This is a genomic window from Shewanella sp. Choline-02u-19, from assembly GCF_002836205.1.
Lineage (GTDB): Bacteria > Pseudomonadota > Gammaproteobacteria > Enterobacterales > Shewanellaceae > Shewanella.
Genome location: NZ_PJBE01000013.1, coordinates 1158990 through 1178187, shown reverse-complemented (window position 1 = coordinate 1178187; position 19198 = coordinate 1158990). Strand labels below are relative to the sequence as shown.

At 42.9% G+C, this 19198-nt stretch carries 18 protein-coding genes; 9 read left to right on the top strand and 9 right to left on the bottom strand.

The genetic code is table 11. The annotated features are described in order from the left end of the window. Positions 1-118: 118 nt before the first annotated feature. The 6 genes from ruvB to CXF83_RS11835 form a co-directional block, all read right to left on the bottom strand. Positions 119-1129: a Holliday junction branch migration DNA helicase RuvB gene (gene ruvB, locus CXF83_RS11860; protein WP_101092047.1), complete on the bottom strand. Its 1011-nt coding sequence runs from the start codon at positions 1127-1129 to the stop codon at positions 119-121. 9 nt (positions 1130-1138) lie between these two features. Next, positions 1139-1756: a Holliday junction branch migration protein RuvA gene (ruvA, locus tag CXF83_RS11855; RefSeq protein ID WP_101092046.1), complete on the bottom strand. Its 618-nt coding sequence runs from the start codon at positions 1754-1756 to the stop codon at positions 1139-1141. Then, positions 1753-2274 (bottom strand): crossover junction endodeoxyribonuclease RuvC, encoded by a 522-nt coding sequence (gene ruvC, locus CXF83_RS11850; protein WP_101092045.1) that lies wholly within the window; start codon positions 2272-2274, stop codon positions 1753-1755. Before ruvC ends, ruvA begins: the two co-directional genes overlap by 4 nt. A gap of 5 nt (positions 2275-2279) precedes the next feature. After that, entirely contained in the window at positions 2280-3023 is a 744-nt protein-coding gene (locus tag CXF83_RS11845; RefSeq protein ID WP_101092044.1) for a YebC/PmpR family DNA-binding transcriptional regulator, read from the bottom strand. Positions 3024-3131: 108 nt separating this feature from the next. After that, positions 3132-4913, bottom strand: a complete 1782-nt coding sequence (aspS, locus tag CXF83_RS11840) for an aspartate--tRNA ligase (RefSeq protein ID WP_101092043.1) — start codon at positions 4911-4913, stop codon at positions 3132-3134. 162 nt (positions 4914-5075) lie between these two features. Next, positions 5076-7898, bottom strand: a complete 2823-nt coding sequence (locus tag CXF83_RS11835; protein WP_232775097.1) for a diguanylate cyclase domain-containing protein — start codon at positions 7896-7898, stop codon at positions 5076-5078. A 151-nt stretch (positions 7899-8049) separates the two neighbouring features. On the opposite strand from CXF83_RS11835, the gene cmoA reads away from it, so the two are divergent. Genes cmoA through CXF83_RS11795 form a run of 8 tightly spaced genes read left to right on the top strand, consistent with a single transcriptional unit; the run spans position 8050 to position 16675 of the window. Next, the gene (cmoA, locus tag CXF83_RS11830) at positions 8050-8781 is read left to right on the top strand and encodes a carboxy-S-adenosyl-L-methionine synthase CmoA (protein ID WP_101092042.1); all 732 of its coding nucleotides are present in this window, start codon (positions 8050-8052) and stop codon (positions 8779-8781) included. Then, complete coding sequence (gene cmoB / locus CXF83_RS11825) at positions 8778-9770, top strand: tRNA 5-methoxyuridine(34)/uridine 5-oxyacetic acid(34) synthase CmoB (RefSeq protein ID WP_101092041.1); 993 nt, start codon at positions 8778-8780, stop codon at positions 9768-9770. Before cmoA ends, cmoB begins: the two co-directional genes overlap by 4 nt. Before the next feature lie 21 nt (positions 9771-9791). Next, a complete protein-coding gene (locus CXF83_RS11820) occupies positions 9792-10544 on the top strand; it encodes an ATP-dependent zinc protease family protein (RefSeq protein WP_101092040.1) in 753 nt (250 codons plus the stop codon). Positions 10545-10558: 14 nt separating this feature from the next. Then, complete coding sequence (locus tag CXF83_RS11815) at positions 10559-12064, top strand: UUP1 family membrane protein (RefSeq protein WP_101092039.1); 1506 nt, start codon at positions 10559-10561, stop codon at positions 12062-12064. A gap of 1 nt (position 12065) precedes the next feature. After that, positions 12066-13016, top strand: a complete 951-nt coding sequence (locus CXF83_RS11810) for an alpha-L-glutamate ligase-like protein (RefSeq protein WP_101092038.1) — start codon at positions 12066-12068, stop codon at positions 13014-13016. 31 nt (positions 13017-13047) lie between these two features. Further along, a complete protein-coding gene (locus CXF83_RS11805) occupies positions 13048-14727 on the top strand; it encodes a M3 family metallopeptidase (protein WP_101092037.1) in 1680 nt (559 codons plus the stop codon). Then, positions 14672-15772: a DUF3541 domain-containing protein gene (locus CXF83_RS11800; RefSeq protein ID WP_101092036.1), complete on the top strand. Its 1101-nt coding sequence runs from the start codon at positions 14672-14674 to the stop codon at positions 15770-15772. The genes CXF83_RS11805 and CXF83_RS11800 overlap by 56 nt, the downstream gene beginning before the upstream one ends. Positions 15773-15775: 3 nt before the next feature. Next, positions 15776-16675: a LysR family transcriptional regulator gene (locus CXF83_RS11795; RefSeq protein ID WP_101092035.1), complete on the top strand. Its 900-nt coding sequence runs from the start codon at positions 15776-15778 to the stop codon at positions 16673-16675. 39 nt (positions 16676-16714) lie between these two features. Here the strand turns inward: CXF83_RS11795 and CXF83_RS11790 are convergent, their stop codons facing one another. Next, positions 16715-16963 carry a chemotaxis protein gene (locus tag CXF83_RS11790; protein WP_101092034.1) on the bottom strand — a complete coding sequence of 83 codons (249 nt, stop codon included), beginning with the start codon at positions 16961-16963 and terminating at the stop codon, positions 16715-16717. Positions 16964-17439: 476 nt separating this feature from the next. On the opposite strand from CXF83_RS11790, the gene CXF83_RS11785 reads away from it, so the two are divergent. Next, on the top strand, positions 17440-17805 hold the full coding sequence (locus tag CXF83_RS11785) for a response regulator (protein WP_101092033.1): 366 nt from the start codon (positions 17440-17442) through the stop codon (positions 17803-17805). A 15-nt stretch (positions 17806-17820) separates the two neighbouring features. On the opposite strand, the gene CXF83_RS22535 is transcribed toward CXF83_RS11785, so the two are convergent. Together CXF83_RS22535 and thiH are read right to left on the bottom strand one after the other, a co-directional pair. Continuing rightward, positions 17821-17961, bottom strand: coding sequence for a hypothetical protein (locus tag CXF83_RS22535; protein ID WP_157822928.1), 141 nt, complete (start codon positions 17959-17961; stop codon positions 17821-17823). A gap of 116 nt (positions 17962-18077) precedes the next feature. After that, on the bottom strand, positions 18078-19184 hold the full coding sequence (thiH, locus tag CXF83_RS11780; RefSeq protein ID WP_101092032.1) for a 2-iminoacetate synthase ThiH: 1107 nt from the start codon (positions 19182-19184) through the stop codon (positions 18078-18080). Between the last annotated feature and the right edge of the window lie 14 nt (positions 19185-19198).

Below are 19198 nucleotides of genomic sequence, written 5' to 3'. Positions count from 1 at the left end.
GTTAAAAGGTGGTTACGGTTAAAAAATGCAACTGCAGGTGATAAGCACCTACAGTATATATTGCGGATTGAAGAGCAATCATAACGCGATTGCTTAAACAGTGAAGTAAACGGAATGTTTATTTAGATTCTGGTTGGATCATATTAAAATGGTTATAGGCCCGTTGCGTTGCAATACGTCCACGTGGCGTTCTTTGTATAAATCCTTGTTGGATCAAAAATGGTTCCAGTACGTCTTCAATCGTTTCGCGCTCTTCACCAATGGCTGCCGCTAAGTTATCAAGCCCTACAGGGCCACCCATAAATTTGTCGATAATGGCAAGAAGTAGTTTTCGATCCATATAATCAAAACCTTCCGCATCGACATCGAGCATGTCTAAGGCTAACTCTGCAATCACTTTGGTCACATCTCCACTATGTTTAACCTCTGCAAAGTCACGTACTCGCCGCAGTAAACGATTGGCAATACGAGGTGTACCACGAGAACGTTTGGCTATTTCAACCGCGCCTTCTTCGTCAATTTCTAAGTCCATCACTTTTGCAGAGCGGAGCACAATGGTGGATAAATCTTTAACGTTGTAAAACTCTAAGCGCAGCGGAATACCAAATCTCGCCCGTAACGGAGAGGTCAATGAACCGGCTCTTGTGGTGGCTCCCACTAATGTAAATGCCGGTAGATCCAGCTTAATAGAACGCGCCGCTGGTCCTTCACCAATCATAATATCTAATTGGTAGTCTTCCATCGCGGGATACAAAATCTCTTCTACTACCGAACTTAATCGATGAATTTCATCAATAAATAAAACGTCGTTCTCTTCAAGGTTAGTCAACAAAGCCGCTAAATCACCCGCCTTTTCTAGCACAGGCCCTGATGTAGACTTTATATTCACGCCCATTTCATTGGCAACAATCATCGCCAATGTTGTCTTTCCAAGACCCGGAGGACCATAAATCAGCATATGATCTAACGCTTCGCCACGCTTTTGCGCGGCTTCAATAAAGATTTTCAACTGTGCGCGAGTATCATCTTGCCCAGTATACTCGTCCAAAAGTTTAGGACGCATCGCCCTATCAATGACTTCTATAGGTTCGATAACGTGTGGTTGTATTAGGCGATCAGCTTCAATCATCGGTTATCCTTAAAGCATCGATTTAAGTGCTGATTTAATCAGCGATTCAGAGTCTATACCGTCAACATACACTGCAGAAACAGCTTTACTCGCTTGCGCTGGTTTATATCCGAGCGACAACAGTGCGCCAATAGCATCTTCTTCGGCAGTATTGGCGACTACGGGAACGGTATAGTTTGATTGCAGCATAAACTCTCTTTCAGATCCTACCGATGCTTCCATCAGGCTCTTGAGCTTATCACGCATTTCAATGAGCAAACGTTCCGCCGTTTTCTTACCGACGCCAGGCAACTTTACCAACGTAGCAATATCATCTCTGCCTACGCAAGCGACAAACTCACCCGCTGTCATGCCCGATAAAATGGTCAACGCCAGTTTTGGCCCGACGCCATTAGTCTTAATTAACAACCTAAAGAGTGCACGTTCCTGCTTAGAGATAAAACCATACAATAATTGCGCATCTTCTCTGACCACGAAGTGGGTAAAAACAACGGCCTCTAATCCTATTTCGGGTAACTCATAAAAGCTTGTCAGTGGCATTTGGATCTCATACCCCACACCGCCAACATCGATAAGCACTTCAGGTGCTTGTTTTTCTACAAGTAGACCACGTATACGACCAATCATTTATATCTTCCGTATGTACTTGAATTCGCTTTGCCGCCCATAGCAACCAAGCTTTGACTTGTATGAAAATGACATACCGCAACCCCTAATGCGTCAGCCGCATCGGCTTGAGGTGCACTCGGCAACTTTAAAATTTGCTGGATCATGTGCTGTACTTGCTCTTTTTGTGCCCTACCTGTGCCGACAACTGATTTTTTTATTTGAGTCGCACTGTATTCAGCAACGGGTAAATTTGCTGCGGTGGCCGCCACAATGGCAGCACCACGCGCTTGACCAAGCTTAAGTGCTGAATCAGCATTCTTAGCCATAAATACCCGTTCAATAGCAAATTCATCAGGTTGGTATTGTCTGATAATTTCGGAAAGACCATCAAAAATTTGCTTAAGACGCAGTGGTAATTCGTCTGAACTGGTTCTTATACAACCGCTACCAACATAAACATGTTGGCGACCAATACATTGAATAACACCATAACCGGTGATCCTAGAGCCTGGATCAACGCCTAAAATAATTGCCATATCGCTTATTCCAGCCCCGCCATGACATCGTCAGAAATCCCACCATTGTGGTAAACCTCTTGCACATCATCATGATCTTCAAGATTATCGATTAAGCGTAAAAACTTTGGTGCCGTGCTCGCATCAAGTTCCGCTGTTGTGGATGGCAACATGGTCACTTCAGCATTCACCGCTTCAAGCCCTGCAGCATCCAATGCATCTTTTACTGCACCAAAATCCTCTGGTGTGGTGAATACATCAATAGAACCGTCTTCATGCGCAATAACATCATCAGCACCAGCTTCAAGTGCGGCGTCCATAACAGTATCTTCATCTACATCTTGATAAGAAATAATACCTTTTTTATCAAACAAATAAGCAACAGAGCCATCGGTGCCTAAGTTGCCGCCTGATTTACTAAACGCATTTCTGACGCCGGAAACCGTACGGTTTTTGTTATCCGTCATGGTTTCAACTAATACCGCTGTACCGCCAGGACCATAACCTTCATAGATAATGGTCTCTAATATTTGACCATCTAACTCGCCAGCACCGCGTTTTACCGCTCGCTCAACCGTGTCACGCGTCATGTTATTTGATAATGATTTATCGATGGCTGCCCGCAATCTTGGATTTGAATCGGGATCAGAGCCACCTTCTCTTGCAGCGACAGTGAGCTCACGGATAAATTTAGTAAAAAGCTTACCACGCTTAGCATCTTGCGCTGCTTTACGGTGCTTAATATTGTCCCATTTACTATGACCTGCCATCTCTTTCTCCTACATTCGATTCTCTAGAGAATAAGCATTTCATCATGCCCATCACCAAAATTATTCGAAAAAAAAGCCGAGTCTAAACTCGGCTCTTTTTAACAGTATTTACTGCTCGTCTTTGTTCTCTTCCGCAATGACACAGATACCCAGTTCAACTAACTGCACTGGATTTGCAAAGCCAGGCGCATTGGTCAATGGACATGCCGCCGTTGTTGTTTTAGGAAATGCCATTACATCACGAATTGAGCTTGCGCCCGTCATCAACATGATGATGCGATCTAAACCAAATGCTAAACCTGCATGTGGCGGCGTACCATAACGTAGCGCTTCAAGTAGGAAGCCAAACTTTTCGTTCGCTTCTTCGTCATTAATACCTAGAATTCTAAATACTGCTGACTGCATCTCACTATTATGGATACGTACCGAACCGCCACCTAACTCACAACCGTTCAATACCATATCGTAGGCATCTGAAATAGCGCCAATAGGATTCGCTTCCAGTTCTGCTGGTGTCATATTGCTCGGCGCGGTGAATGGGTGATGCATCGCATGCAATCCACCATCTGAAGTCGGCTCAAACATCGGGAAGTCAACGACCCAAAGCGGTTTCCAATCGCCTTGTAGTAATTCAAAATCTTCACCCGCTTTCAAACGAAGTGCGCCCATAGCTTCGGCAACGATGTTCGCTTTATCTGCGCCAAACAGAATTAGATCACCTGTTTGTGCACCGGTGCGCTCAAGCAGTGCGGTAACAACATCTTCAGTTAAAAACTTAAGCACTGGAGATTGAATACCTTCCATGCCTTTATCAAGGTCATTAACCTTCATCCACGCTAAGCCTTTTGCGCCATAAATAGTGGCATATTTTGCATAGTCATCGAGATTCTTGCGTGAAAGTTTAGCGCCGCCAGGAATGCTAAGAACGGCAACTCGCCCTTCTGGATCGTTTGCAGGGCCATTGAACACAGCAAACTCAACATCTTTTACAAGGTCAGCAACATCAATTAGCTCAAGTGGGTTACGTAAATCTGGCTTATCTGAGCCGTAACGACGCATCGCTTCAGCGAAGGTCATTTTTGGGAATTCACCCAAATCAACATTCAACAATTCTTTAAATAGACCGCGAGTCATCTCTTCTGTTTTAGCCATCACTTGCGCTGAAGACATAAACGAGGTTTCAATATCTATCTGAGTAAATTCTGGCTGACGGTCAGCACGTAAGTCTTCATCACGGAAGCACTTCACGATTTGGTAATAGCGGTCAAATCCAGACATCATCAACAACTGCTTAAATAGCTGTGGAGATTGTGGCAAAGCGAAAAACTGACCTTTGTAAGTACGACTCGGCACTAAGTAATCACGTGCACCTTCTGGTGTCGCTTTGGTCAGGATTGGCGTTTCAATATCTAAGAAACCGTTCCCATCAAGAAAACGTCTAACAGCACTGGTCACTTTAGAACGGAATACGATACGGTCAGCCATTTCAGGACGACGTAAGTCTAAGTAGCGATACTTTAAGCGTTGCTCTTCAGTATTGTGCTGGTTTTTGTCCATATTAATTGGCAATGGAGCAGAGCTGTTTAATATGGTCAGTTCAGATCCAAATATCTCGATTTCACCGGTGCGCATATCTGCATTAATCTGGCTATCGGGTCTAGCGCTAACTCGACCTTTAATTTGAACACAAAACTCACTGCGTAAGGTGCTTGCTATCTCAAACACCTCAGGAAGATCTGGATCATAAACAACTTGAACAATGCCTTCTCTATCACGCAGGTCGAGAAAAACAACGCCGCCTAAATCTCGGCTACGATTAACCCAACCCACTAGGGTTACTTCTTGACCAACGTGAGACTGATTAACGTCCCCACAATAATGACTGCGCATTTAACTCTTTCCTTTATTCCACAAAACGATGTTTGAAGATCTGGTTCAAAACAAGACAAAAGCGGCATTATAGAGACATATTGCCGTTTTCCAAATAACTTATCGACTAGTCGGTTAAGTATCAGCCAATTTTCAAAAAAAATGAATAGATTTAACCGAATGTTACTGCTGTTGCGAATTTCTGGATGATTTTCCGCCGGCATTCTTAGCACGATACATATGCCTATCCGCCGTCTTTAATAATGTATCAACACTGTCACCATCCGCAGGGTATAACGCAATCCCCATACTGGCAGATACCGATAGTGAAAGTTGATCAATCACAAAGGGGCTCGACAAGCGCTGTAGCAACAGTTCTGCTACATCATTTACCGCGGATATCGAATCCACTTTATGAAGTATGACAATAAATTCATCGCCACCTAATCTACCGACCGTATCGGCACGTCTAACAGCGTTGTTCAATGCTTGGCTAATCGCAATAAGATAGTCGTCACCAACATGATGACCGTATTCATCATTAATGGCTTTAAAACCATCAAGATCAACAAAAATAACGGCAAACTGTGACATTTCTCGACTATGGGTCAATATTGCCTGCTCCAATCGTTCCTCTATCATTGAGCGATTAGGGAGTTTGGTTAAACTGTCATGTTTAGCAAACAGCGCCATCTTATTCTCGGCCGCAATTCTTAGCGCCACTTCTCTGCGCAAACGCCTATTTGCCAACAAGGCCACAATAACCAATACCGCAAGCGCACTAAAAACAATAATACTTAACCGCAATCTATTTTCAAAATCCTCACGACCAAACTCTATTGTTTGCGATACCCATTTTTGATGAATCTTTTGCTGCTGAGCACGATCAATGTTGTCAATGACGCTATTAATGAAAGGTAACAAAAGCTGTTGTCGCTTATTGATACCAATGTGGCTACGCTGCTCAGAAAAATCAACCAACATCGACATTTTGAGTTCAGAAAATTGGCCTTCTTTCAGCCCTGCACTTAAATTCATCACTTTATCGATAAAGACATCCGCTAAGCCTTCATCTACAGCATTTAGACCAGCGTGACTATTGGGCACCAATACTAACTCTAATGTGGGGTACTCTTGCATTAAATCAGTAACAATATGGTAGCCCTCAACAACCGCAAGTCGCAAGCCTTTGAGCTCCGTTAAACTAAATATACTAACGCTATCTAACGAGCTAACCAATCCCCATGGCGCTGGCCAGTAAGAGTTGGAAAATACTAACTTCTCTTGACGCTGCGCCGTAGGCACAATACTACCCGACATGTCGATATCACCGCGTAATAGCGCATCTAGCAATGTCTGCCAATTACTGAATTCGACATAGTTGAGCTTCAAACCAAGCTCCTGCGAAATGATCTTAAATACCTCGCTATTAATCCCTGCGTAATCACCATTGTCGCTTTTATATTCCATCGGAGCCCAATTATTAACAAAACCGACTTTAATCTCACCCATGCTTTTTATCATGGCGCGTTGTTTTGAGTTCAGCTGGACGAGTTTTTTGGTCGAGGAATAAATTCTATCGGCAGGATTTAAAATCCACTTTCTTTCAATCGCAGCCAACTCCGAAGAGTTAATAGCGTTAAACCCTTTTGAAATACGATCAGAAAAATCGAGATCATTGTTTCGATTTAATACATAAAGGTCGGTTTTAAAATGGATCGGTTTAAATTGGTAAAAATCTTCCCAGCGATCTTTTAACAATAAGTAGTGTTGTGTCCATGCTGCTGCAGCAATAAAGCCGTCCACTCTGCCCGATTCAGCGGCTTCTATCATCTGCTGGACATTGGCCACATAGTAAAAATCAGAATCCGGCAGGGCTTCAATTAACTCGGTTAGATAAGGCGATGTAGGCGCGACTGCAAAAACTTTTCCCTTTAGCTCTTCAACTGTTTTAAAAGACGTTTTATAGGAAAACAGCCTGCTGCTAACTTGATAGATCAGATGGGCTCGATTGAGTCCTGACTTCATAGACTCACTTTCGGGGTAACCCAGCTGCACATCCGCGATGCCCCGTTGAACATTCACGATGCCTTGCTGCATGTCTCCAGCAATAAAGCGTATCGGCAACCCCGTTTTATCCGACCATAATTTCCAAATATCAACCAATAAACCATGTGGTAAACCGTTGGGACCAATATCCGCATAGGGTTCAACCCCGGTCTGCATCGCCACGACAACTTCGTTCTGGCTGCGCTGTATGCCCAGCCAATCACGTTCAATGTTATTACGTTCTACTGGCGTAACTAAACTGAATCCTTGCATTACGGTCCGTAACAATGACGCTTTACCCTTTTTAACCGCCGGATAAAATGCAAATTCACTAATCGCGATACGCCGATTAACTGGAAATGACATGATCACTTTTTGACTAATGTTGCTCTCACGCAGGTAACCTTCAAGACCTGCAAAGACAAAAACGTCATTGTTAATCACCGCATCCAGTAACTGTTGACGATTAGCGTAATAAGCAAAAGTCAGCTTCGGCTGCTTTTCGAGCAACGCGTCAATATGGGCTGCGCCCTTAACAACACCAATTTTATAAGGAATAAGCTTTTCTAAGGTATTGATACTGGTCAAAGCTTTATTAATATAAAGGTAGCCATTTACCTTTGAGATAGGTTCAGCAAAATCGAATAATTTTAGCCTCGCAGGCGTCTTTGCCATCCCAATGTGAATATCGGCAAGTGATTGCTCAACATTGTCTAAAGATTGCTGCCAATTAACGGGCCTAAACACAACGTCTTGTTGATTAAGACGCGCCCATTGCCGCCAAAAATCGACTAAGAGACCATCAGCGACCCCGTTTTCATCGACATATTGGAACGGGTAACTATCATCGCTCATTGATATCACTAATGGCTGCCCGCTATCTTTAGCTGCAGAAAATACTGATGTCGAAAAAAAGACGGAGAAAACAGTCAGCAACACGTAAGCGTTATATTTCAATTACAATCCCTATAAAAGGTCAACTATCTGTAAATAATTTGTATCTATAATGCTATTAGACAAAATTTTATGAGGAATTTCCAGTACTAGTCTTGCTGGTTGCAGATATGTTTAGCTAGAATAAGGAGTTGAATCCCCACTATTTGATCACATGAAACTTTCTCAAGACGACCTATATGCTAAACCGTACCAACAAGTCAGCGATTTTCAATTCGATGATAAAGTGGCAGGTGTGTTTAATGACATGATCCGTAGATCTGTACCAGGATACGGGCAAATCATTAATACTATTGGAGATTTAGCACAAAAATATGCTGTACCAAACAGTAAAGTGTATGATTTAGGCTGCTCTTTGGGCGCGGCAACGTTAAGTATTAGACGTCGAGTAGAGGGCCGTAATTGTCAGATAATCGCCGTCGATAACAGTGAATCCATGGTTGAACGCTGTAAAGAAAACCTTTCTGCTTATGTCAGCGAAACCCCCGTGAAGTTAATTTGCGGCGATATCCGCGATATCGAGATAGAAAATGCCTCTTTAGTCATACTCAATTTCACCATGCAATTTCTTGCGCCTGAGCATAGAGAAAACTTGCTCAAAAAAATCTATGATGGATTGTTACCTGGTGGGCTTTTAGTCTTGTCTGAGAAGATTTACTTCGAGCAAGACAAAATTCAATCCACTTTAGATGATTTACATCTCGATTTCAAAAGAGCAAATGGTTACAGTGAGTTAGAGATCAGCCAAAAAAGAAGTTCACTCGAACATGTCATGAAGCCAGATACGCTTCAACAACATGAAATACGGATAAGAGAACAAGGTTTTAGCCAGTTTAGTGTCTGGTTCCAATGTTTTAACTTTGCATCTATGGTGGCAATTAAGTGATAAGTTTTAGCTCGTTTTACAAACAAATTTCGGACTCTAGTCTACAACACTGGCTAGAGACCCTCCCAGCCATTTTAGGTGAATGGCAGCGAGAACATAAACATGGTTCGCTGCCTAAATGGGAAAAAGTGCTCAACAAATTGCATTACCCTACACCCGATAGCATTGATTTTAAAACCAGTGTAACGATAGGTTCTGGTAGCCAGTTATCGACAGGCGAACAAGAGAAACTTGAAAACCTGTTAGCGATATTTAAACCTTGGCGTAAAGGCCCATATTCTATTCATGGGATAGAAATCGATACAGAATGGCGCTCAGATTGGAAATGGGAGCGTTTAGCACCGCATATTTCACCTTTAGCCAACAGAACGGTACTGGATGTAGGTTGTGGCAGTGGTTATCACATGTGGCGTATGCTGGGTGATGGTGCTAAACATGTGGTAGGAATTGACCCATCACCCCTGTTTATGTGTCAGTTTGAAGCCGTTAAAAGAATTGCAGGTAACGACCAACCGATTCACTTCTTGCCGTTAGGCATTGAAGAACTGCCCCCCCTTGATGCATTCGACACCGTCTTTTCGATGGGAGTACTTTATCATCGCCGCTCGCCAATCGATCACCTGATCCAACTCAGAGATCAATTACGTACGGGTGGAGAACTCATTCTAGAGACCTTAGTCATTGATGGCGACGAGAACACTGTTCTAGTCCCAGAAGACCGCTATGGAAAAATGAATAACGTGTGGTTCTTACCTTCAGTTGCAGCGCTCATGCTTTGGCTTAAAAAGAGCGATTTCATCAATATACGTTGTGTTGACATTGATGTGACCTCCTTAGCAGAACAAAGAAGTACGAGCTGGATGCCGAATGAGTCATTAGTCGATTATTTAGACCCTAATGATGTTAGCCTTACCGTTGAAGGTTATCCTGCGCCAAAAAGAGCAACCATCATTGCCACCAAAAACCAACCAAATAAAGATTTAATCTAGCCGATAGTAATGGGAAGCACTATGTTAAAGCAGATAATTTGTATCGCCGCCATCGCAACCGCAATAAGCGGTTGTGCATCAACTAAAGACGTCAACGCACCTATGCCCGTTGATGCAACTGTGCTCGAAGCCAGTTTGAATCAACAAGAAGTTAATATTGTGAACGCAATTGATTCGTGCAAAGAGATGCAAACAGCAAGCATGACAACCTTGTCTGCCCAGCTAGCGCAATTAGACGAAAAAATCACCACTCTGAATAAAAAAGATAAAACAGCTGTTATCCCGGTTATTGCACCAAAACAATGCCCTCCATCACCGCTTCAAGGTAAGTTTATTCTAGGCGCAGTCGAAAATGTCTATGTCGATGAAATAAAAGCAAGCTTTAACACTCGCATCGATACTGGTGCAGAATCATCTTCACTAGATGCTCATAATATTATTTTATTTGAAAGAGATGGTAACCAGTGGGTTCGATTTGATGTGCTCACTAATGGCGCTAAACAGCCGGCACAAACGTTTGAATCTAAAGTCGAACGCTTCGTGCGGATTAAAGAATCTGATGATAAAACGGACAGACGTCCTGTTATCCATGCACACCTCGAGATTGGTCAATACAAAGCTGAGACAGATCTAAACTTAAGCGACAGAAGTCACTTAGAGTTCCCACTGTTACTTGGCCGCAAATTTATGCAAGATATTGCCGTGGTTGATGTTGGCCAAACTTATATCCATGGAAAGAAAAAAGGCGATAGTGCATCGTCTGCTTCTAAATAATAGGAATACAAATAATGCATTCTAGAAAGCCTTTTTATATTTTAGTTGCCTTGCTCTTTATTGCAGGCATCACCGCGAGTGTTTATCGCGGCATTGAGCACAGCGTACCTTTTTTCCCCGGCAAACAAGTTCAAAGTTGGGCCATTGATGCAAAAGTCAGCTTCCAAGGAACCGGCGAGCCTTCTGAGGTCTCTTTCTCTTTACCTGAAGATCCTGCTTATGAAGTCTTAGTCGAAAATGCAACATCACCCGGCTATGGTTTAACCATCACTAATAACAAGTATGATCGCCGCGCAATATGGTCTATTCGCAGCGCGACGGGCCAACAAGATCTCTATTATAAAGTGACCTTGATCCCAACAGGTCAAGAGCAACTGCTTGCAAAGGGTGAACCAGAAGCACCAACGCCTTATATGTGGCCAGCAACTGAAAGTGCCGCAGCAACACAGGCAACGGAAGAGGTTTGGGCTAAAAGTGCCACTAACCTTTCGTTTGCTCAGCAGCTCAACAAAGAGCTGAATGCTAATGAGCGCAGCCAAAATATTGAACTACTACTGACCGGAAACTCACCGAATAAATTATTCATGAGAATGCTGCACAACAAGGGAATTCCAGCTCAGGAAGTGAGCGGATTATTCCTTGAAGACCAGCGCCGCAGACAACAATTGACCACTTTCGTTGAAGTGTATAATGACGGTGAATGGCACTTATTCGACCCAGTCAAAGGAACTCAAGGCCGTCCAGAGAATCTATTGCTCTGGGATCGTTCAGGAACATCTGTACTCGATGTCATTGGCGGCGTTAACTCGCAAGTTAATTTCTCAATGTTACAAGATACTCGTTCCGCCCTTGCGACTGCCATTGATGTAATGAAGAATGACAATGCACTTGATTTCTCTTTGTATCAATTACCGCTTGAGGAGCAAAGCCTTTTTAAAGGTATATTGCTTATCCCAATCGGTGTGTTAATGGTGGTGTTTTTACGCGTACTGATCGGCATTAAAACCTCAGGTACGTTTATGCCGGTGCTAATTGCCCTCGCCTTTATCCAAACAACACTCATTACAGGACTGGTGGGCTTTTTGCTAATTGTGGCATTTGGCTTGATGATCCGCTCATACCTCTCTGAATTGAACCTGTTGCTCATATCGCGGATCTCCGCCGTGATTATTGTGGTTATCGGTATTATCGGACTCTTTACCTTAATATCTTATAAGTTCGGTTTAAGCGAAGGTCTCACAATTACATTCTTCCCGATGATTATCTTGGCATGGACAATTGAAAGAATGTCTATTCTCTGGGAAGAGGAAGGCGCTAAAGAAGTGGTTATACAAGGTGGTGGTAGCCTATTTGTAGCAACATTGGCTTACTTAGCCATGAGCGCGACTTGGGTTCAACATTGGGTATTTAACTTCCTTGGAATTCACCTCGTGATCTTGGCCCTCGTGTTATTGATGGGACAATATACGGGTTATCGCTTGCTTGAGCTAAAACGCTTTAAGCCTTTGGCTGGAGAATAATATGTTTCTCGCTAACCCCTCTGCTTTAAAGCGTGGCGGTGTTTTGGGTATGAACAAGCGTAATATCGACTATATTGGTCGTTATAACCCGCGTAAGTACTACAAACGAGTCGATGACAAGCTAACCACAAAGCAACTCGCCCTTGCTAATAATATTGCCGTACCTGATCTTATTGGTACTGTCTCCGAGCAACACGGAATTAACGATATTCCGGCAATGGTTAATGACACAGTTGGTTTTGTCATTAAGCCATCAAAAGGCTCTGGCGGCAAAGGGATCCTCGTGGTCACTAAAGTCGAGAATGGTCGCTATTACAAGCCAAACGGTCAGGAGGTTACGCCTTCTGAAGTTTATCGCCATGTATCAAATGTGCTCAGTGGACTGTTCTCATTAGGCGGTAATCCCGATGTCGCGATTGTTGAAGGCTTAATCCAGTTTGATCCGGTGTTCGATGGCTACTCCTATGAAGGCGTGCCAGATATCCGTTTAATCGTGTTTAAAGGCTTCCCGATTATGGGGATGATACGCCTATCAACGGCAGCATCAGACGGTAAAGCGAATCTACACCAAGGTGCAGTGGGTGTTGGAGTTGATATTGCAACAGGCAAAGGGCTGCATGCCGTCCAGTTTGATAAACCTATTGACTTGCATCCAGATACCCAAAAGAAGCTAACTGACATTCAGGTGCCGCACTGGGATATGCTGCTGCATACCGCCTCTAAAGCCTATGAAATGTCTGAGCTCGGCTATTTGGGTACCGATATGGTGCTCGATAAGTATAAAGGTCCTTTATTACTAGAGCTAAATGCGCGTCCGGGCCTTGCGATTCAAATTGCAAATGGCTGTGGGATCTTGGCAAACTTGCGTCATGTTGAGCAGATGCCAAACCACAACATGTCGGTTGAAGAACGTGTGGCTTACGCCAAGATACACTTTAGTGCTAACCGCTAGATTCAAAGTAAACCTTGTTGGATTAGTTATTATGCTAACAAGTATGGTCCACACGGCAGCCTGTGCTGCCGTGTCGCCTATTCCACTATTGGTTGAGCAATGCCTGCGCTATCGTTTTCCAACTCATGCTATTGACCCCACCTTAGACAGTAATACCAATGCCATTAAACTTGAACGACAGCTTATTGGCTTTTTCAATATTAACGATCGAATTAAGTATTATCGTCAATATCCGCTCTCTTATTCTGATAGAGAACTCGTACTCCAATGCCAGCTATACCTCGCTGATGAACTGGCACTTTTTTTAGATTCCTCACCGTTTCAAACTTTACAATTTAGCTTTGCCAATAACGATAGTCAGCAAATCACGGCCCTGCTAAAACGTATCAATCAGTTATCAAAGAGCAGTCAATCCCCCAGATACAAAGCACAACTGCATACTGCACAAGCTGCGTTTAAGCAGGAAGTGAGCTCGCAAGCATTAAGCTTGAATATTCAAGATAAAACCTGTGAGCTTTCCCATAACACTGCCGATGAAACAGAAAATAATTTCAACGGTTCATTAGCCAGTTATTTGATTAGGCAGCCTGATGAGCTGTGTCGAAAGCGTGTTTGGCAAGCCTATCAATCACGAGCATCAACTAAAAATAAAACCGCATTAGACACCATTAAAGACTTAAGGTCTCAACAAGCGCGACAGTCAGGTTTTACTGATTACAGTCAATTCAAATTACATCAACAAATGTTGTCATCTTCAGAGATAGTTGAGCAATTTTTGCTGTCTCAAACCAAGAACATCAACATAGCACCATGGAACCTTGGTCGGGCGCTTGCGTCTGCCCCTTCTTCTCCGGTCACCGCAATGGATTCGGGCAAATGGCTCACTTTGGTGGCTAAAGAACTTGAAGTGTTAGCCATACGTTTTGAGTGGATAAATGAAAAATCGATTCGTGTATGGCATAAGCAGCGACTACTCGGTGATATTTATTTAACTGAAAATAAGAAGATCGCCGTCAAACCAATTCGACAACTTGTTGTTGGACACCAGTTCGGTCAAATTGAACTGTCATTACCAATAAAACTAACGCGATACCAACAACAAAGGCACGCCGTTAAAGCCGTTGCAGCGGCAATAAAAAAACTGAGTAAAGGTCATCAATTTTATTTGCTCAACACCTTAGGTGAAACGGCAGATAGTAATAATATCGATGCATTGTGGATAGAGTATTGGTTATTAGATAAACTACTTAAAGCCCCTAAACAAGGTTCTCGAGAAGCCATACTGCAACTCTATTCAGAGCAACTTTCGCTGTTTCGCTCTAAAGTCGCACTGGACTTATACCGAGCAGACTCAAGCTCACCGCAGTTCGACCTTAATAAGCAGTTTTCACTAAGCTTCGAAAAATACTGGGATAAAATAGAAGATGCGCCCTTTACCTTTAGTGCTATTGTTTACGAAGGTCCGCTTTATTATCAAAAATTATGGCAACAAAACGTCGCAAATTATATCTATCAATCGACCAAGGGCTGCCAAAATCAAGCCGTTATTTTTGACACTTTGGTGGTGAATGAACCTTCCGACAGTATTGAAGTAATCCTTCAAGAGCTATTGGGATCGCCGATTACCGCTGTTCCACTTATAAAAAGGATTCAATATGCCTTCGATACTCCGAATAAGTACCCTAGCCGCTGCACTTTTTTGCGCCAGTAGTTTCGCATCAGCCCCTTTGGTCACTGAAGCGGCTAAAAGTGAAGTCTATCAAGGAATTAAAGCTAATCTTGAAACGCATCTATTTGAGCTACCTCCGCGAGTTCAAGGCCACTATGGCATTAGACAATATAGAATGACCGGTGACAGTCGATATGCCAATGCAGCATTGGTTGACCTATATGCGGTAACAGAAGCCCAAGCCTTCTACGCTTGTAATCTTGATAAAAAAGACTTCATCAGCAACGAAGCAACCAAAGCCATCTCAGTTTTGGGTAAAGGGCCGAGAGCTAAGGCGCGTAAAAAAGCCTTAAAGCCTTTTCCAGAATTTATCTTCTACACCGACGTATTGTTACGCTACTCAAGCCGCATTGATGAATTTGGTCTCACTGGCCCATGCCATGAACAATTGATCACTACCTTGAAAAAAGCCGATCTAAAAACCGGACTCACTGACAAAGCCATGATAGAAACATGGGCTGCTCAACTCATTAACTATGTCTATTGGGCAAAGCAGATTGGTGTTGGGGATTATTTAGCGGACTATAAAAGTGCATTCATTGGTGTCTACCCTGATAGCCAAGATCAACAGCTCGATAAAAAGCAGTATCGGAATAAGCTCTACGGTATGACCCATTTCATTTTCGCCGCTAGCGAATATTATCAGCATGATGTTGATGCAAAAGAGTTTGCTTGGATTTTAGATCATTTTGAGAAAAATATTGACCGGATCCTTGAAGACGCTACTGATGATATTATTGCAGAGGTTGGCATCAGCTTCCTACTTGCAGGACAACCCCATAACCCCGTTGTCGCCAAAACTCAACAGCATATAATCAAGGCTTTCAATCAACAAGAGCAGATGATCACTTCGCCTCGTGGCAATCCAGATCTGGCGATGGGTGAGCATCGTAATGTGTTAGCAATGATGCTGCTTGATTGGCCAGAAAAACTGCATAAAGGCCCCTATTTGTCTGAACTAAAAGCAACCAAAAAATACTTGCCAAAGCAGGTTCAGTCTAAACAACAAACAAATAGTGAACGCTAAAAAATGGATAGAGCAAAATCTACATTAGAGCAGTGGCGTATTATACAAGCGGTTGTCGATTACGGTGGCTACGCCCAAGCTGCGGAAAAACTGAACAAGAGTCAGTCTTCACTCAATCACGCCGTTGCTAAGCTGCAATTTCAACTCGGCGTTCAACTGCTTGAAGTTAAAGGCCGTAAAGCCTACCTCACCGAGTGTGGCGAAGTACTGCTACGCCGGTCGCGCCATATTACACAATCGGTGAATGAGTTGGAGCTGCTGGCCAATAATTTAGAAACCGGTTGGGAACCGACACTGACGATAGCACGTGAAATTATCTATCCTATGGATGATCTTGTTGATGTACTCAGTCAATTCTATCCTCTTAGTCGCGGCACACGCATTACAGTCATCGATACGGTATTAACCGGTACGTCCGAACTTATTATCGATGAGGCTGTGGATATTGCCATCTGTGGTGGCCCTCCCCCTAAAGGACATTTGGCTGAGCCTTTAATTGATATTAACTTTAATCTCGTGTGTCATCCTGAGCACCCACTGGCTCAGTACGATGTGATTGAAGAAGATGAAACGCTTGCTCAGCACCTGCAAATTGTCATCAAAGACACCGCGCTAAGCCCCAATACTGACTTGGGTTGGCTCAAAGCTGAGCAGCGTTGGACGGTAACAAACTTTCACGAAGCCATTGTTATTTTAAAAAAAAGGATGGGGTTTTGCTGGCTGCCAGAGGATGTGGTGCAGTCTCTTATTGAAAATGGAGAGCTGAAAAAGCTCCACTTGAAAGGTTCATCTAAACGCAAAGCAACGCTAAGTTTGGTTATCCCTAATAGAGATAAACAAGGGCCCGCGAGCGAGTTAATCGAGTCATTGATAAAAAAACATCATTTAATCGATACTATTTGAAAATTAAAAAAACGCTCGAAAGAGCGTTTTTTATGCTTTCTACACTTCAATATTAATCAAAGTTCCGATGGTCTCAGATGAGGCCTCAATAACCTCGGCTGATGCTTGAGCGTGACTTACGGCTTGCGTAGCACTTATTAACGCCGATTGACTATCACTGCTGTCGACTGTCGTAGTTGAAGACACCGATTGACTTGAACTTGCCACATCAACCGTTGCTTGGGTTAAATCAGACTGTGCGCTTTGAAAACCATTGTGCCCTGAAATAATACTGGGAGGTATTTGCATAACGTGTCTCACTTGTTAGTCAATGTTTAGATTATCAAGTAACGTACTAAAAATGTACAGCATTTATGTAAAGATAACGCTGACTAACCCATCATTAAAGTGCATTACTGACGGCTTCAATGGCTTCGCTATTTAGCAAGGTTTAGATTTAACGTCAAAGCTAGCAAAAGATTATACTTTGCATGATCGCTACAACGCCTTTCTCACCGAACTCAATGACCAGTCACACCGCCACTTCTAAATAACCGTTATCAGTGACGTTATTCAGCTTTAGTTCAAGGTTTATAGCGTAATCTTTTATTGTCAGCTTCAACGGAAGTGTCTTTCAAGTGATGAATATTTTTACTCACAGATATGAGCAATCTATACTCTCTATAGAAAGTGAGGTGAAGATGGGTTTAAAATAGCCACTATTGTTTTTAAATGATACGGTAAGGTTAAAAAATTAATTAGACTAGGAAGAGGAAACTATTTATATGGATAAACCTAAAATACTCATTGTTGATGATGACCCCATTTGCTCAAGCCTGCTGCTATCAGTATTAGGTGATGACTATCATGTCATTACAATTAATTCAGGCATACACGCAATTGATCTTGCTAGTAATTTACAACCCAACTGTATTTTCCTTGATATCATGATGCCAGAAAAAAATGGCTATCAAGTGCTCAAAGATCTAAAGAGCAATAACTTAACAAATTTAATTCCCGTGATCATAATTAGCGGTTTAAATGAAGGTTCAGATGAAGATTTGGCCCTAAGATTAGGTGCCCAAGACTACATTTTTAAGCCTATTAATCCTGATGATGTATACAACAAATTAAAAACACATCTTAAATGAGCTTAGTGAGTTAACTTATTGACTGGCAAGCTGTATAAAGCGTATTCGGTGTTTTTTATCATGCAGCAGTTGCGCAAAAAAATTGTCTTTAGCCATGCCTAAATCAACTCGTATTGAATCGGTACATTGCGCTAAACCAATGACCCAATTTATCAATTAATTGGCAATACCCTACTTTCGATGCCAATAAGAGGGATAAACTTTGCAGCCTAGTGTTTAAAAAGCTACTCCCCCCCTCAATACTCGCATAAAAAACACTAATAAATGCCTCTTTACCAGCCCATTTCCCAATCTTTCCACACCGGATTGAAGCCTCGCGCATTCATTGCAGCAGCCACTTGTTGTGGGCTACGATCATCACTGATCTCAAATTGATCTAACTGCGAATTTGGCTCATCGTAACCGCCAGGTTGTGTTGAACTGCCGGCGCTCACATTAGTCACACCCAATGCAAATAGATTATCTCTCAGCGCGGGGGTTTCACGGGTAGATAAGCTTATTTCAAGTTGCTGATTAAATAATCTGAACGCACAGATCATTTGCACTAAGCCTGCATCCGTTAACTCAACTTTAGGTGAAACGCCACCAGTACAAGGTCTTAAGCGTGGCAGAGAAATACTATAACGACTGCGCCAGTAATGCTTCTCCAAATAAGCCAGATGATGTCCCATCAACAATGCATCCAAACGCCAATCATCAAGGCCCAGTAATACGCCTAAACCTATCTTATCAACCCCTGCTTGCGCTACTCGTTCTGGTGATTCTAAACGATGACTAAAGTCTTTCTTTTTACCACGCGTGTGGTGCTTAGCATACGTCACGGGATTATAGGTTTCTTGATAGAGCATAACAGCATCTAGACCATCTTCTATCAACGACTCGTAGTCGCTCTTATCCAACGGCTGAACTTCCATGGCAACATGGCTAAAATGCTGCTTTACCAGCGGCAACATCTGCTTAAAATAGGGTAAACCAACTTTAGTGTCGTGCTCACCCGACACTAAAAGAATCGCGTCGTAACCCATCTGTTTGACTAAAGACATCTCTTTAAGCAGTTCAGTTTCCGATAGCGTTTTGCGTTTAAGCTTATTACTCATGGTAAAACCACAGTAATCACATTCGTTAGCGCATAGATTTGAAAGATACAGCGGGATATACATCCCGAGACTGGCACCAAAACGCTGCCGAGTCAGCGCAGCAGAGCGCTGCGCCATCTCTTCAAGATAATGTTCAGCAGCAGGTGACAGCAATGCGAGCAAACTATTGAGATCGCCAGCCGGGCTTTGTAACGCGCGTTCAACCTCTTGCTTCGTCGTCGAATATAGCGACATTTGTAGCTCACTGCGGGACAACTTTTTAAATTCATCGACAAAGCTCATAAAATCGCCTTTTG

Excerpts from the sequence above, each read along its gene's own strand:
- ruvA (WP_101092046.1), bottom strand. The coding sequence starts at position 1,756 with ATGATTGGTCGTATACGTGGTCTACTTGTAGAAAAACAAGCACCTGAA.
- CXF83_RS11845 (WP_101092044.1), bottom strand. The coding sequence starts at position 3,023 with ATGGCAGGTCATAGTAAATGGGACAATATTAAGCACCGTAAAGCAGCG.
- CXF83_RS11800 (WP_101092036.1), top strand. The coding sequence starts at position 14,672 with ATGCCTTCGATACTCCGAATAAGTACCCTAGCCGCTGCACTTTTTTGC.
- aspS (WP_101092043.1), bottom strand. The coding sequence starts at position 4,913 with ATGCGCAGTCATTATTGTGGGGACGTTAATCAGTCTCACGTTGGTCAA.
- thiH (WP_101092032.1), bottom strand. The coding sequence starts at position 19,184 with ATGAGCTTTGTCGATGAATTTAAAAAGTTGTCCCGCAGTGAGCTACAA.
- cmoA (WP_101092042.1), top strand. The coding sequence starts at position 8,050 with ATGAAACTTTCTCAAGACGACCTATATGCTAAACCGTACCAACAAGTC.
- CXF83_RS11785 (WP_101092033.1), top strand. The coding sequence starts at position 17,440 with ATGGATAAACCTAAAATACTCATTGTTGATGATGACCCCATTTGCTCA.
- CXF83_RS11820 (WP_101092040.1), top strand. The coding sequence starts at position 9,792 with ATGTTAAAGCAGATAATTTGTATCGCCGCCATCGCAACCGCAATAAGC.
- CXF83_RS11815 (WP_101092039.1), top strand. The coding sequence starts at position 10,559 with ATGCATTCTAGAAAGCCTTTTTATATTTTAGTTGCCTTGCTCTTTATT.
- CXF83_RS11805 (WP_101092037.1), top strand. The coding sequence starts at position 13,048 with ATGCTAACAAGTATGGTCCACACGGCAGCCTGTGCTGCCGTGTCGCCT.
- CXF83_RS11810 (WP_101092038.1), top strand. The coding sequence starts at position 12,066 with ATGTTTCTCGCTAACCCCTCTGCTTTAAAGCGTGGCGGTGTTTTGGGT.
- CXF83_RS11795 (WP_101092035.1), top strand. The coding sequence starts at position 15,776 with ATGGATAGAGCAAAATCTACATTAGAGCAGTGGCGTATTATACAAGCG.
- CXF83_RS11790 (WP_101092034.1), bottom strand. The coding sequence starts at position 16,963 with ATGCAAATACCTCCCAGTATTATTTCAGGGCACAATGGTTTTCAAAGC.
- ruvC (WP_101092045.1), bottom strand. The coding sequence starts at position 2,274 with ATGGCAATTATTTTAGGCGTTGATCCAGGCTCTAGGATCACCGGTTAT.
- ruvB (WP_101092047.1), bottom strand. The coding sequence starts at position 1,129 with ATGATTGAAGCTGATCGCCTAATACAACCACACGTTATCGAACCTATA.